At 40.4% G+C, this 15,118-nt stretch carries 12 protein-coding genes; 5 read left to right on the top strand and 7 right to left on the bottom strand.

The window, feature by feature from the left end:
* Positions 1–132 precede the first annotated feature (132 nt).
* From AC4PL9_RS14170 to AC4PL9_RS14145, 6 genes are all read right to left on the bottom strand, one after another.
* Positions 133–1,815, bottom strand: a complete 1,683-nt coding sequence (locus tag AC4PL9_RS14170; protein ID WP_491605403.1) for a hypothetical protein — start codon at positions 1,813–1,815, stop codon at positions 133–135.
* Between the two features lie 60 nt (positions 1,816–1,875).
* Complete coding sequence (locus AC4PL9_RS14165) at positions 1,876–4,200, bottom strand: PKD domain-containing protein (protein WP_491605402.1); 2,325 nt, start codon at positions 4,198–4,200, stop codon at positions 1,876–1,878.
* A 96-nt stretch (positions 4,201–4,296) separates the two neighbouring features.
* Complete coding sequence (locus AC4PL9_RS14160; protein WP_491605401.1) at positions 4,297–4,737, bottom strand: hypothetical protein; 441 nt, start codon at positions 4,735–4,737, stop codon at positions 4,297–4,299.
* Between the two features lie 7 nt (positions 4,738–4,744).
* Positions 4,745–5,923, bottom strand: coding sequence for a M20 metallopeptidase family protein (locus AC4PL9_RS14155; protein WP_491605400.1), 1,179 nt, complete (start codon positions 5,921–5,923; stop codon positions 4,745–4,747).
* Between the two features lie 37 nt (positions 5,924–5,960).
* Positions 5,961–9,248, bottom strand: a complete 3,288-nt coding sequence (locus tag AC4PL9_RS14150; protein WP_491605399.1) for a hypothetical protein — start codon at positions 9,246–9,248, stop codon at positions 5,961–5,963.
* A gap of 148 nt (positions 9,249–9,396) precedes the next feature.
* Positions 9,397–10,266, bottom strand: coding sequence for an SDR family oxidoreductase (locus AC4PL9_RS14145; RefSeq protein ID WP_491605398.1), 870 nt, complete (start codon positions 10,264–10,266; stop codon positions 9,397–9,399).
* A gap of 114 nt (positions 10,267–10,380) precedes the next feature.
* On the opposite strand from AC4PL9_RS14145, the gene AC4PL9_RS14140 reads away from it, so the two are divergent.
* From AC4PL9_RS14140 to AC4PL9_RS14125, 4 genes are all read left to right on the top strand, one after another.
* Positions 10,381–10,773, top strand: coding sequence for a winged helix-turn-helix transcriptional regulator (locus AC4PL9_RS14140; RefSeq protein ID WP_491605397.1), 393 nt, complete (start codon positions 10,381–10,383; stop codon positions 10,771–10,773).
* Between the two features lie 133 nt (positions 10,774–10,906).
* The gene (locus tag AC4PL9_RS14135; protein ID WP_491605396.1) at positions 10,907–11,668 is read left to right on the top strand and encodes a DUF4382 domain-containing protein; all 762 of its coding nucleotides are present in this window, start codon (positions 10,907–10,909) and stop codon (positions 11,666–11,668) included.
* Between the two features lie 102 nt (positions 11,669–11,770).
* Positions 11,771–12,412, top strand: coding sequence for an MBL fold metallo-hydrolase (locus AC4PL9_RS14130; protein ID WP_491605395.1), 642 nt, complete (start codon positions 11,771–11,773; stop codon positions 12,410–12,412).
* Positions 12,409–12,978: a DUF1697 domain-containing protein gene (locus AC4PL9_RS14125; RefSeq protein WP_491605394.1), complete on the top strand. Its 570-nt coding sequence runs from the start codon at positions 12,409–12,411 to the stop codon at positions 12,976–12,978. Before AC4PL9_RS14130 ends, AC4PL9_RS14125 begins: the two co-directional genes overlap by 4 nt.
* Positions 12,979–12,984: 6 nt before the next feature.
* Here the strand turns inward: AC4PL9_RS14125 and AC4PL9_RS14120 are convergent, their stop codons facing one another.
* Positions 12,985–13,887: a DUF72 domain-containing protein gene (locus AC4PL9_RS14120; RefSeq protein ID WP_491605393.1), complete on the bottom strand. Its 903-nt coding sequence runs from the start codon at positions 13,885–13,887 to the stop codon at positions 12,985–12,987.
* Between the two features lie 103 nt (positions 13,888–13,990).
* Between AC4PL9_RS14120 and AC4PL9_RS14115 the strand changes: the two genes are divergently transcribed.
* On the top strand, positions 13,991–15,097 hold the full coding sequence (locus tag AC4PL9_RS14115; protein WP_491605392.1) for a DNA alkylation repair protein: 1,107 nt from the start codon (positions 13,991–13,993) through the stop codon (positions 15,095–15,097).
* The last annotated feature ends 21 nt before the right edge of the window (positions 15,098–15,118 follow it).

Here is a 15,118-nt window from a genome sequence, read left to right as displayed (position 1 = left end):
TAGAAGTAATTCTTTTCATAAGTACTAATTTTGATATCTACCAAATCTATTAAGAACACAATCTCGTTCCTAACAGATGACAGGGACAAAAGCGGGACAATTAAAAATTAGCGTTTTTACAGGCTTTCAGTACTATTCAATAGAGAAAATATAATCGATCAGTTCATCCTGAGAGTTGATTTCCATCTTTTTTCTCAGTCGCAGGTTTGTCTTTCGAACCGAATCGGGAGATATCCCCAATGTACTTGCCATTTCTGCATTCGATAAGTTCAATCTGATTAAACAAGCCATGCGCATTTCTGCATTTGTAAGTGTTGGAAAATTCTTAAGTAAGGTATCGAAAAACCGCGGGTGCAATTTTTCAAAAATCTTTCTGAATCCGATCCAGTCTTCTTCGGTTAGCAAAGTGTAATCCTGCAATTTTTCAAGCAATTCCAGTTTTTCTTGCTTCAGTTCTTCGTCTTCGTTCTTTTCATTCAGTTTTTCAACTTCAGAACTCAAATCCCGAATGAATCGGTTTTTGTCATTAATACTTCGCAGTAACTGATTGATGCTTTCTCTTGCGTTCTCCAGTTCTTCATTAGCCAGTTTTGCCTTATACTCAAGTATACTCCTGTCTTTTCTGCGTTTTAGTTGTTCCTGCCGGACCAAAACGGTTAAAAAAAGAAGAATAACAACACTGGTAATGATAACAAACCAGACCAATCTCGACTCCCGCTCACTCTCCTCTTTCAAAAAACTAATTTCAGCTTCCTTTTTTTCCGCAAACAAGCGAAGTTCGACCGATTTCAATCTTGCATCATCCCAATCGCTCTGCATCCCCTCTTTAATTCGCATTGCGTGTTGGTAGTCATTTAACGACTGCCTACAAATCCCTTCAGAAGCATAATACATACTTCTGACAATGTAGTATGTGTAGGATAGTTCTTCGTTAGCTTTACTAAACAATTCTTCTGCTTCATCAAGGCATCTCTTTACTTCCTCCCAGTCTTCTAAATCCACATTATAACGGGCGATTGAAACCTTAACGATTGCCGCACTGATATAATTTCCCGACTCAAGGCTGTATTCATAATCAACATAAAACAGCTCCAATGCTTTTTCAAGCAATCCCATTTGTTTATAATTCGCCGCTATATTACCCGAAATAAGTCCTACCCAAACCTTACTGTCCAACGCAACAGCCTGATCAATACCGATATTGTAATAATAATTCGAGGAGTCATATTCCATAAGCCTGGCGTATACCAACCCCATTGTATTGTACACATTCTGAGGCTTATCACTCAATTTAACCGGATGTTTGTGCCAGATCAACAAAAAATCCCGCGCTTTTTCATAATCTCCGAAAAAATAAAAAATATGCCCTAGTTTATCACATAACTCAGAATAGACCCCTGTTTCTTGTAAGCTATTCTCTTCAATAATTGATTTACTCCTCAAAAATGATTCGATACTTTCAAAAAACTTTCCCTTCCTGAAAAATGTATTTCCTACCTGATAATAGTAATTGGCCAGACCATAAATTCCGTCTTGTTCCGAGACTTTTTCTGAAGTATATGTTATGAAATTTATCAGGCTCGTATCACTATCAAAGTGATTTACACGAATGATATTGGCAGCCATGTCATTTGCAGAACCACTATTTGATACCGACCAGTAATCGTAAAGTTTAATTGCTGAATTTTCAGTGAATACCGTATCATTCACTGTAGCATAAGCTCCTGTAAAAGAACAAATAAAAGATAAGATGAAAAACGCACGCAATACTAACATTTTATCGGGGAAGCCCTTTACAATAAATAACTTAGACATAATGTAAAGTTAAAGCAAAATAGTAAATGGTTGATCTGAAAAAATAAAATTGATAGTAAATTACCGAATAAGGCTTACATGTCCTTTATAAGAAAATACGTTGTCTTTGAATTCATGACCAAACTTTAAGGTCCACAAATAAAGACCGTCCGGACACCTATGATCTCCGAAATTGCCATCCCATCCCACGGAGGGATTCATGGATGAAAACACAATCTCTCCCCATCTGTTATAAATGGTTAATTCATAATCATTAGGATCGAAACCGGCTGTCATCACCGGGCGAAAAACGGGATTAAACTTGTCTTCATCAGGTGTAAATGCGTTCGGGACAAAAAACAATAATTGTTCTCTTACCTCTACGATCTGAGTTGTCGTATCTGAGCATCCGGCATCTGTTACAACAACCAGCGTTACTGTATAATCAGCTGCGATCCCCTGTTCATAAACATGAGACGGGTTTTCCTGAATGTCGCCCTGACCATCTCCAAAATCCCACTCATTTGTATAATTGAGCGTAGAATTGTTTGTGAAATTTACTTCAGGAAAGTCAGAATACACCTGTTGCGGACCATAAGAAAAATCTGCTACCGGTAGCGGGTCCACACAAATCATATTGCTAACTGATTCGGTTGCCACGCACAAGCCATCTGTCACTGCTGTAAGTGCCACATCGTAACAACCGGCAACAGGAAAAACATGTGTAAACGAATTATCTGCGGTATATTGTGCCCCGTCAGACAGTTGCCAGCTATAGGTTGTATTTGGAGATGCAATGGTCTCATTTACAAAATTCACTGTTAACTCTTCACATCCTCTTGTCTTATCACTTGAGAATTGTATTACAGGAACAGATGAGATCTGTAAATTAAGTGAAGTTGTATCATTCACACATACCCCCTCTGCTTCGAGAACGTATGAAATCGTATAATTCCCTTCGGGGATCAATTCAGGCGAAAGCAAATCGTTCGCTGTATCAAATGCGCCCCCTACTAAGGGATCAACTACCCAATGTCCTTGTTGAGAAGGTTGTACTATATCTAATAAACTGAATAACGAAGTATTGAAATCACTACTGTTACAAAGGTGCAGACTCACATCATTTCCGGCTATGGGCTGATCTGCGATCGACAATTGCCAATGCGAAGTATCATTCGGACAAAACGTTCCCTGTTTTACATAAATTACATCAAAATCACCGGATACGGAGGATAAATTGAGTATTCCGTTTACAGACAGGTTCCCGCTCAGCACAGGATTCTGCGTTGACCAGCTACCATCCTGAGCAATCCCCGAAGCCAGATGATCGACCAGGTTTACCTGATTTGAACTATTACAAAACTGAACATAGGCGTCACTTCCTGCATCCGGACGTTCTTCCTCTGCCACGTTTACATTATCTGAAGCCACACATCCGTTCGGTGATGTAACTGTCACCTGATACAGTCCTGCTGTATCTGTCTGAATGATGCTACTTAGATGACCTGTATTCCATTGGTATGTAGCTGCATTTGATTGTGTAACGTCAAAAGTAACCGATTCACCCCGACAGATTGTTTGGTCTGGCCCCAAATTCACCACCGGACGGGCTTCTACTGTGACATTGATAGCATCTGTAGAGGTACAGACCGGTCTGAATGTAATATCATCCAATGCAAAGTCATTTCCGGCATCTAATGTGTTCTGGTTAATAATAGCAATCTCTGCTGTTGTATTCCCCCCTGAATTCCATGTAACAAAAAACTGCTGCCAGTTACAGGTTGACCAGGGTAGATTGAGTTGAGCACCAACCTGTACTCCATTAATCATAAACCGCAGTGTCCCCGGATTATCTGCAACAACAGATGCCGCCCAAACAGAAAATTGATAATCCGTATTCGGAGAGATTGTGACGGTCTGTTTCCAAACAACCTCATCCTGAACATCCGAACCATTTACAACCAGCATAGACCCTGAGTTATTTCCTGATGTATGATCAAAGCAATACGAAAAATTATTGTGTACAAGACTAGAATTAGAAGTAACGGCAAAGGTTCCCGGGTCAGAAAGTAAGCCCCAGGTTCCTCCGGGACCAACGATATAATCACTTTGGAAATCTACATTTCCTGCCGAAAAGTCACCATTCTGAACAACGTTTCCCTGCAATTTCTGAACGGTAAGCGAATATGTTCCCGAGGTTAAAACTGTGATCGAAGAGCTGTGACTACCCGTATTCCACAAATAAGAATCGTATATATTCGGAGTACCTAACGTGATTTGTTGTCCCTGACAAATAACCGTATCATTTCCCAAACTCAAAGGTTGGAAGTCTGATCCACACTGTCCGAAACTAAAACCGGACCAGAGCAAACAGAAAGCAATATGAAACAAATATTTGCCTGACATAGAAGTAGCTCTTTTTAATTCGATGATGTAAAAACAAAGAAATGATAATAAACTACTTCAGTCAAATAACTATGCGGACAAAAACGGGACAATCATCTATTTAACCCTGCCAAAAACACGCTGATAGGCAGTGTCTCCGCTAATTGTTTGCCGCAGGACAAGATCATTTTCTCCTACACGTTCAATTTTAAACCGGTTCACATAAGCGGTATCAACCACCCCTTCTTTTATTAACAACGAGTCAACTTTGTCTTTAATAATAAACTCATAAGGGAAATCAACAAAAGCCGTATCCTCTTCACTATAATACTTAATCAGCAAATCACAATAGGCTTCTTTTTTGGAATTACATGTATAGAAATAAAAATCACCTCCCATATACAATGGGTCAATTTCACTCTCCAACACGGATTCTCCGGCAATAATTTCAGACTGAACTTCTTTCCATTGTCCATCTATCTCCTTAATTGCCTTTTTATCTTTATTACAAGAAACAACTAGTACTGCTGTCAATAGTGTAAAGGTAAACTTCTTCATGCTTCTCTTATTTTGTGAAAATGTAGGACAAAAATACAGCCATTCCTGACTTCAGCGCCTCTTCTTCTACTTTAAATTTACTATTGTGTACGCCAAAGACTGCATTTATAGCTTCATTTCGCGTTCCCATTCGAAAAAAACAGGCAGGAACTTCGTGAGAATAATAACTAAAATCTTCTGCTGTTAGTCGGATAGGAAGATCAACAACGTTCACCTCTCCGAGTATTTCTGTTGCACATTTCTTAACCTGCCCGGTTACTTCCTCGTTGTTCTCAAGAAACGGATACCCCTTGTCAATAACCACATCGACCTCTCCCCCCATTGATTGGGCGATAAGATCAGCCTGTTTTCGGATCAATTCATGTGCCTTGGAACGCCACTCCTCATTCATGGTACGAAAAGTACCTTTCAGAAAGGCCTGATTCGGAATCACATTGGTTGCTCCCAATGCTTCAAAATGTCCAAACGAAAGTACGCAGGGTATTTTAGGATCACAAGATCTACTAACAATCTGCTGTAATTGGACGACGATGGAACTTCCTATAAGAATAGGATCAATGACCTGATGCGGCATTGCCCCATGCCCTCCCCTCCCTTTAACTGTAATAAATATTTCATCACAGGAAGCCATATACATTCCCGGCTTGAAACCTACTTTCCCCTGTTCAAGCTCAGGAAAAACATGTAAGCCCAAAATCTCTGTTACCTCAGGATTTTCCAACACCCCTTCCTTTATCAGAACAGAGGCTCCACCCGGCAACTTTTCCTCTCCCGGCTGAAAAATAAATTTTACAGGTCGCCGAAGCTGTTCTCTGTTCTCCTGTACAATTTTGGCTACTCCCAATAAAACAGCCGTATGCACATCGTGACCACAGGCATGCATCACTCCCGGGTTCCCGGATGAAAAACTTTCTCCGGATTGCTCCTGAATCGGTAACGCATCCAAATCAGCCCGTAACGCCAAACAAGGTTGATTCTCCATCCCCTCAGGTGCAACGACTACCACAACTCCCGTTTTCCCTATACTTACCGGTTGCATTCCTGCTGCCGCGAGTTTTTCCTTTACATAAGCTGCTGTCTCATATTCTTCAAAAGACAATTCAGGGTGTTGATGGATATGCCTTCTGGCAGTAACCACCTCATCAAATACATTTTCTATTGCCTGTTTTATCTCCTGATTTGTCATACTTTTTCTTTCTCTGCTATTCTATGTTTGGTAACCATCAAATATCAAACCCTAAAGAGAACTGTAAACGGGGTCGATTCGTAACTACTCCGTCATTTAAGCCCCATCCAAAATCCAGTCGCATAAAATAACCGAACAACATGGCTCTAATACCTGTCCCAAAACCTAAAATTAATGGTTCTCTGGCATTTTTTATCTTTATAGTGATTGGTTTTTGTTCAATCACTTGTGTATTGAAATAATTTTCCGGTGAATAAGGATGTGGTCCGGTCCATGCCGTTCCCAGATCCATAAATCCTATGATTTGAAAACTCCTGAAAAACTCGCTCTTGACCGGATATTTAGAGAAGAAAGAGACGATCGGTAAACGCAATTCAGAATTCCAGACCGCAAATGAATTTCCATTTCTTGAATTCTGCAAAAAACCACGCATCGGGCTGGCTAAAGTCTGATATCCGTACGATTGATTCGGATCTACTTCAACGGTCTGGTCAAAATGTGGATTCGGGCGAATCATCCAGTTATCCACCCCACCCATATAATACACAAGTCGTTGATTTCCTATTGAAGTCGCTCCTGCCAGTCGATTCACCCAAATAAAGTTCTTCAACAGGCGCTGATAATGCCGGAAATCGAGACCAATATTCAAGGTATTTCCGTAGGGACTAAACTGGTTCATGTATTCTACGAAAAACTTGAATTTTGTCCCTGCCTGTATGTTTAACTGTAACTTTCGGGCATTATCAAAAACAAGCTCAACCCGGGCACTTGCCTGGTGGTAATCTCTTGTTGGCTCAGCGAGTGTCTGATCACTCACTGCCAGGATAGTGTTTCTATCAAAACGATACCCGTATATCCCTCTCAAACTCCAGGTTTCGGAAAACGGATACGACATAAAGTGTTTCACCTCATGAATCGCCCATTTAAAAACAGCTCCTGTATTTCTATCATTATCCCGGAGAGATTGGCGGTATAAAACCAATCGGTGGTCCAATCGTTTTTTCAAAAAATAAACTTCTCCCAAAAACTCTCCGGAAGTCAAATCAAAAGGGATACGTATACCTCCTACTAACTTATAATCTTCAAACACATCACTGAAACCGACTTTAGCCAGCGCATTGAGTCCGGGATTAAAAAAAACGGTTCCGGGTCCAGAATATCGTTGGTAGGTCTGACTCATAAACTGATTATCCAGTTGAGCAACCACATAATCTTTAGCAAAGTTGACCGAATAAACTACCTCGCGCGGTTTTTCGTAGGCATATATATCCTCTTCATTCTTATTTCCCTTAGCACTTTCCTCGTAGACAAATCCATTTTGCTGCTTTTTCCGACCGATAACAACTACACGTTTTCGGTACAAGCTATCCTCTTCCCGGGTTTCAATACGAATATGTCCTAATTTCTCTCCTTCATGGCTATCCTTCTGTGATTGATCCTCAAAAACAGTTTCTACCTGCGTAATGGTTGTATTATTATTGCGCTGCTCTTCTCTTATCCGTTCTTCCTGCTTGAAACGAACATCAACCGGGGTTTCTACTTCCTTTGCTGCATCTGCCCTGATTAGTTTGTACTTATGGTTCCTGTTAATCAGCGCCAGCAGTTTACCCGTTTTATCATCGTATTCAATTTCAAGGACAGAGCTGTTCCAGTTGGTTACCGGACGAATCAAAGAGAAATACTTGTAGTGAACAACTGTATCTATATGTGTAATCACAGAATCCCTCTTTGCCCGGTATACATTATACACACCACTCTCATCCGACAAAAAACCATACTCCCCTTTTGCATATTCAAGGGGAAATACCTCATCGGCAAAGGGCGTATCTGTTACCCGAAGTAATTTCACCCGGCTTTTATCGTATCCGTTAATATCCAGAATAAAAATATCTCTCCTCTTTTTGATGGGTTGAATTTCAGGATCGGCACCTGTATTATAGATTGTATCCGACACCCGGTTGGAACTAAATATAATGCGGGTAGAATTTTCAATAAATCGCGGATGAGTGTCATCCCAGATGTCATCCGTTAATTTCTTGTGTGAATTTCCCTGTAAGGAGTATAAATACAAATCGGTATAGCCATGTGACACCCCTGAAAACACCATCATTTTTCCATCATCCGAATAGTCCATACTCAGAACCTTATCCAGATTATGTAGTACTCTTTTGGTATTCTTTCCATCTTCCAGTGTATGAATATATAACCGCAATTCTCCTTTTCGTTCGGTAACAAAAGTCAGCGCAGCACTCTGCGGGTGCCAGGCCAAAGTTGGGAAAGAGCGATCAATAGTTCGGTAAAGTTTGGGTTCAGCGCTATAAATTGTTTTTGTTTTCCTACTACTTCGGTCTAGTAATTTCACTTTATACTTTCCCAAATGATTTTCTACGTATGCCAGAAAGCGACCGTCCGGGCTAGCCTTAAATCCATAATAAATCCGACCTTTTTTCCTTTTAAAAATTTCTTCTTCCGCGTCCGGATCATCCTGCGTGACCACCTCCTTCGCATACTCAGATTTGTAATAATCAGTCATCGTCCTGATCAACTCATTAACACCACCACCGATTACGTTGGTAAATCCCCTGTCGGGATTACGAGTGATACGTGTTAAATAAACAATGTTCGGAATTACCTCTTTACCAAAAGTAATATCTATAAAATGCCACATGGCATGACCTGCAATCTCTGCTTCTTCGCCCTCCAACCTTGAGAAATCATCATACCTACCGGATAAAAAACCATCTTTTACACGAGCCTCCACATATGCATCCCAGGGACGTGACATATAAGACACGAAACCATTGATATACCATTCCGGGAAAGAAGCAAGCGCATTGGCTTTCAAGACATCTTTCCAATCTCCCTCAAACAACATTTTATTGAGCATTACTTCTGCCAGTGTTGCTCTAATCTGTCGGTTCAGTTGTTCGTGTGTCCCTTCATAATATACAAACAACTTCGATCCTACAATACGGGTCATACCCCCAACAGACATACTGTTTTCACGAGTAATCCCGATATTACTCTGATTAAATTTTGCTTTAGATCCGAAAATGATAATATCCAGACGATCTTCCAGACGGTAATCGAAAAACTTCTCAATCTCCAGTAATTCAGCATGTACTGTCTTAGCACAGTATTCTACTAACTTCTCCTCACCGGGGTAATAATGAACCGCAAAACGTTCAAAGTTTTGGTTCTTCCATAAAAACTGATTGTACTGAACACGGTTTTTACCGAATTCCTGATAAGAACCCGAATAGAATTGCCCGAATAAAATTGTATTCAGCAAAACACAAAAAACACTTCCAATTAGTTGTTTCATTGCCTGAAAGTAAATATAAGGACATCTGGCTTTCAAGCAAAAGAAAAGATGAGTAAGTTCTTGAGAGCAACCCCACGCAAAACAAAAAAAGCCATCGGTTCTGTACGAATGGCTTTTTCTGGATATAGTTATCTATTCTCTTGACGATCTACTGATACAACTGCTTCAGAAAGGCTACAACTGAAGTTGGTTTTCTCCCCAGAAGTCGTTCCATATCTGAATTTTCACTGTTCAATTCACCTTGACTCCCCGCCTGCGAAAAGCCACCAAACATGTTTGCAAACGTTTCAGGCATTCCCGCAGCAGTCACTGTTCGAATGTAGGTCTCTAGATCAGGACTCGTATAGCTCACTTCTTTACCACTTATCTCAGAGAGTATTTTCGCTATTTCTTCAAATGAAACTGCTTCACCGGAAATAGTATAGTTTTTATTCTCATGCCCTTCCGTTGTCAGAATATTTGCTACTGACTCTGCCATTTCAGCCCTCAAAGCAAATCCAATTTTTCCACTTCCTGCAGGCAAATAGATTCCGTTCTCCAAAACATTTTCACCTAAAAACCAGGGCAGTAAATCCATATACAAGTTATTACGAAGTAATGTATACGTCATTCCACTTTCCTTAATAGCTTTTTCGGTTGCCAAATGTGACCCCAATACAAACTGAATCGGCGACGTTTCACGCTCGGTTTTTCGCTCCACACTGGTATACAGGATATGTTGAACACCTACCTCTTTGGCTGCTTTTACTACATTTAATTGCTGCTCGGTTCGTTTTTCCAACTCACTTCCGGAAACTAACACCAATTTCTCAATGTCTGAAAACGCACGCACCAAAGAATTGTAATCATCATAATTTCCGTAAACAATATTAACACCAAGCTCCTTCAACGTTTCAGCTTTAGACTCATCTCTTACCAATGCTGTTATCGCTTGAGGTTTCACTCCTTTATTCAGAAGAGAGGTGATGGTCGCCTGACCATAATGCCCCGTTGCTCCTGTTACTAAGATTGTACTCATTTTATTACTTTTTTTGATTGATAGTACAAAACTATGTATCTTTGATATACTTTTTATATCACTATACTTTTATATACCGGTATACAAAAGTATAGTTTAGGAAAAACAGGAACTATGATAAAAAATATTGATCCGGAAATTCTCGATAAGTGTCCGGATACTTTTGTTCTGGCGGTGAATGATACAATGAATGTATTATCAGGCAAATGGAAATTCCCTATTATTGCATCGTTGCTATTCGGAAAGAAAAGGTTTAAAGAATTGGGGCGTGATGTCACAAAAATAACTCCCCGGATGCTTTCTAAAGAGTTACGGGATCTGGAGATGAACGGTATTGTAAAACGCACCGTATATAATACAGTCCCTGTAACGGTTGAGTATGAACTGACAGCTTCCGGTAAATCCTTTAAAAAAGTTATGGACGTAATGCTTGAATGGGGTCTGGAACATCGAAAGATCACACTACATAATATGGAAAAATCTCCTCCTCAAAATAAAACTCCTTAAACTCCTGACAGCTATTTTATTCTGAAATTATTCTCGTTTTTTTACATTTATTAACACACCTGAAGACAACTCCAAGCCCTTCCAGACGTTATTTTTGTACCAATAGTAGTATTTTTTATTAAAAATTAGCCTTATGAGAAGAGTAGCATTTTTCACGGGTCTGATGCTAATGACATTAGCATTTTTCGCGTGTAAGAAAGAAGAGGATGGGACGGCGCAATTAAAAGTCTATTTAACGGATGCCCCCGGTAATTTCGAACATGTATTTATCGACATTCAGGAAGTCCGGATACATTCTAACAACGGAGGGTGGACCTCCTTACCAATTAATGCGGGAGTTTATGACCTGCTGGAGTTCAACAACGGAATGGACACGTTGTTATGCAGTGTCGAATTGCCCGTGGGACGTATCTCCCAAATTCGGTTGGTTCTTGGAAATAGTAATTCTGTTGTTGTAGATGGAACAACGCATAATTTAACAACGCCTTCCGCACAGACCAGTGGATTAAAATTAAATCTTCATCAGGAGTTAGAAGCCAATGAATCGTATTCAATCTGGTTGGATTTTGATGCGGGAAGCTCGGTTGTTCTTACCGGTAACGGAGAGTATATTCTTAAGCCTGTTATCCGAACATTTTCGGATCTGACTAATGGTAAAATAAAAGGGATTGCAACACCTATGAATGCTCTTCCTACTGTTTATGCCATTCAAAACGGCGATACGCTAACAGCCATTCCTGATAATAACGGTTTCTTTATGTTCTGTGGAGTCAATGGCACGTATGATATTCATGTCGTTCCTTCTGTTACAGGATATAGTACAGCTGAAGTAAACGGAGTGCAAGCTTCTTTTGGAACCATAACAGATCTGGGTACGATACAAATTCCAAACTAATTCGGAACCCAAAAACGAGTAGATAAGAACCGATCCGGTAACGGGTCGGTTTCTTTTTTGCTTAACCCTTATCAAAATTGTACTTTTGCCAAAAATTAAGGCATGCAGGTTCACAAATTTACTTTCAACGCATTTCAGGAAAACACGTATGTAGTTACTGACGAAGCGAATAATTGTGTAATTATTGACCCGGGTTGTTACACAGCTGAAGAACGCCGAGAGTTATTCGATTTCATTGAAAAGAGTGCATTACGACCACTTGCTGTTTTAAACACACACGCTCATATTGATCATATTTTAGGAAATGCGGCTGTCATTGAAAAATATGCCATTCCGTTTTACATGCACCAAGAAGACCTGACGACGTTACGGGCTGTTGCAGGCTATGCTCATCTATACGGATTTGAAGGCTACATTCCTTCTCCTGAACCCACTTCCTATATTGAGGACGGACAGATTTTGTCATTTGGAGACATTCATTTTACGGTCATTTTTGGGCCGGGACACGCCCCGGGACATGTCGCATTCTATTCACCGGAGGAAAATTTTGTCATCAACGGAGACATCCTTTTCCGGGGGAGTTTCGGTAGAACCGATCTACCGGGAGGAGATTTTGAAACACTTCGCAATACATTATTAAACATCATGTTTAAACTTCCTGAAGAAACGGTCGTATACTCGGGCCATGGTCCGGAAACAACGATCGGATTTGAGAAAAAGAATAACGCCATCTATCAGTTTTGAGTAGCCTGGAAAAATTCGGTTACATCGCTCTTTTGCGTGGTATCAATGTCGGCGGCAAGAATCGTATAAAAATGGCTGACCTTACAGCCTGTTTTATGAAAATGGGATTTGATCAGGTGACCACCTATATCCAAAGCGGAAATGTTTTGTTTCTTTCGGAAGAGGGTGATAAAGAGCAATTAACAAGCACTATTGAAGAAACGTTATCAGACACTTTTGACTATCAGTCGAAAATTGTTCTGCTCTCCGACTTACAGTTACAGAAAGTGATCGAAAATGCGCCTTGCGCCTTTGGTAAAGATACGGACACCTATAAGTTTGATATATTATTTATAAAACCTCCACTCACTTCCCAACAAGCTATTGAGCGAATTAAACTAAAGGAAGGTGTCGATCAGGTAGCAGAAGGTAAACATGTGATCTATATGTCTCGCCTAAAGACACAGGCTTCTCAGAGCTCTCTCATTAAATTATCGGCAAATCCGGTATACCAGCAAATCACGGTTCGAAACTGGAATACAACTACCAAATTGTGGGAGCTGGCGCAAAAAATCACCGAAAAATAGTCCCTTTTACCCGAACAGTGTTTTTTGAATGGCTTCCTCCTGTTTAGAAGGGATCTGTAAAGACAATCCCAATTGCTTATTAAGTTGTTCAATGAAGTAAGACGCCAGTAACGGAGACTCTATTTCGATATTCTGATGAACAAAGAAATATAACTTCTGCAGACCTTCTTTCTTCCAAACCGCTATGCGTTTCACCCAGTCGTCCAAACGACTTTTATCCGATATGTGATTAGCTCCCACATAACGAACAAATGCTTCAGGGCTGGTCAAACGCATGTGAACCATATCTCTTCTCCCGGCCGTATCGACAATAATATTACTCATTCCCAATTCTTCCAGCAACCGGCAATACTTGTCGAATATTTCTTTTTCGGAAAACCATCTTTCATTACGCACCTCTACTCCCAAAGGAATTCCTTTCGGAAACTCTGTCAACACTTTTTTCAATTTATCGAATTCAGAAGGGGTTACATTTTCATGCAACTGCATAAATGCCATTCCCAAACGATCGTCAAAATGACAAATTTCATCAGAGAAGGCTTCAAGCAACTCCCGCACATCAACTAACCTTCGATAATGCGTAACGGTATTGGTCACTTTCGGAAAAAACTTAAATCCGTCCGGAGTTTTATCCCGCCATTTCTCCACCTGAAAACGATCCGGCATCTTATAGAATGTCGCGTTCATCTCAATGGCATTGAACTGTCTCGAATAATACGTTAACTCATCCTTTGTTCCCTTCGGATAAAACCCTTTTAAGTCTGTTTTATTCCACTTCGCACACCCCACATACACTTCCAGCGGACAATCGGAATTTACGTATTTGTTCAGTATTTCTTTTGTTTCCGGTGCATCCTCCGGCATTGTGAAATCTACTGTTTCGGGATGATCCGTCTTTCCAAATTTCATAATTCTCTTTTCAACTTTTACCGTTTCTATAAAGATAACAAATGAAAATAAATCGGCACTTGTTCGTACATTCGCATGATCCGAAATAAAACAAGATTACACGATGAGCTACAAACTAAAAGACCTGTATTCTCCTTCTTTCTACGCAAACTTCGCTGAAGTGCTGAAAAAAGTGCTTCCGTCCTTTAATGTACCAGCCTTTACCGAAAAAATATTTCACGCGGATTGGGAAAATATGGAGTTAAAAGACCGGATGAGGCATACATCTCTTGTTTTACATGATTTCTTTCCCGAAGATTTTAAAGAGGCGACGCTCGTTATTGAAAAGAGTATAAGAGAATTGCAAACCAATCGTTTTACGAGCAGCTCTCTCGAGTTTATGTTTTTTCCGGATTATATTGAGCGTTTTGGACTGGATCATTTTGAAGCATCTGTACAGGCAATGGAATTTGTTACGCAATTTACCAGCTGTGAATTTGCCGTCCGTCCCTTTATCCTGAAATACGGAGATAAAATGCTGGAGCAGATGTACCAGTGGTCTTTACACGAAGACCATCGGGTTCGCCGGCTCGCCAGTGAAGGAAGCCGCCCTCGTTTGCCCTGGGCAGTGGCACTTCCTCAACTCAAGAAAGACCCTACTCCTGTTCTTCCCTTACTTAACAATCTGAAAAACGATCCTTCCGAATGGGTACGAAAAAGTGTTGCCAATCACCTGAATGACATCTCCAAGGACAACCCGGACATAGTCATAAAGCTTGTAAAAGAATGGAGTAACATTAGCAAAGAAACCGATGCTTTACTAAAACATGGCTGCCGGACATTACTGAAACAGGGACATCCGGAAATCCTAAAATACTATGGATTGAATACCGGGGATAAGCTAACAGTAGATCACTTTTGTATAACCACACCGGAAGTCGCAATCGGAGAACATCTTGCTTTTTCATTTACACTCCGAAACACCGCTGAAGAAGAACTCAAAACCCGCCTGGAATATGGAGTTTACTATCTGCGTCAAAACGGGACACATTCCAGAAAGGTCTTTAAGATCAGTGAACGAACACTCCTTCCGGGCGAAAGCCTGTCCATCGAACGGAAACAAAGTTTCAAAGTAATCACCACCCGAAAATTCTATCCCGGATCACAAAAACTCTCACTCATTATCAACGGACAGGAAATGAAACAATCCGACTTCAAACTGATTGCATAAATACGTTGACTATTTTCTTCG

The sequence above is a fragment of the Wandonia sp. genome, assembly GCF_984588085.1.
This window is presented reverse-complemented; position numbering and strand designations above follow the sequence as displayed.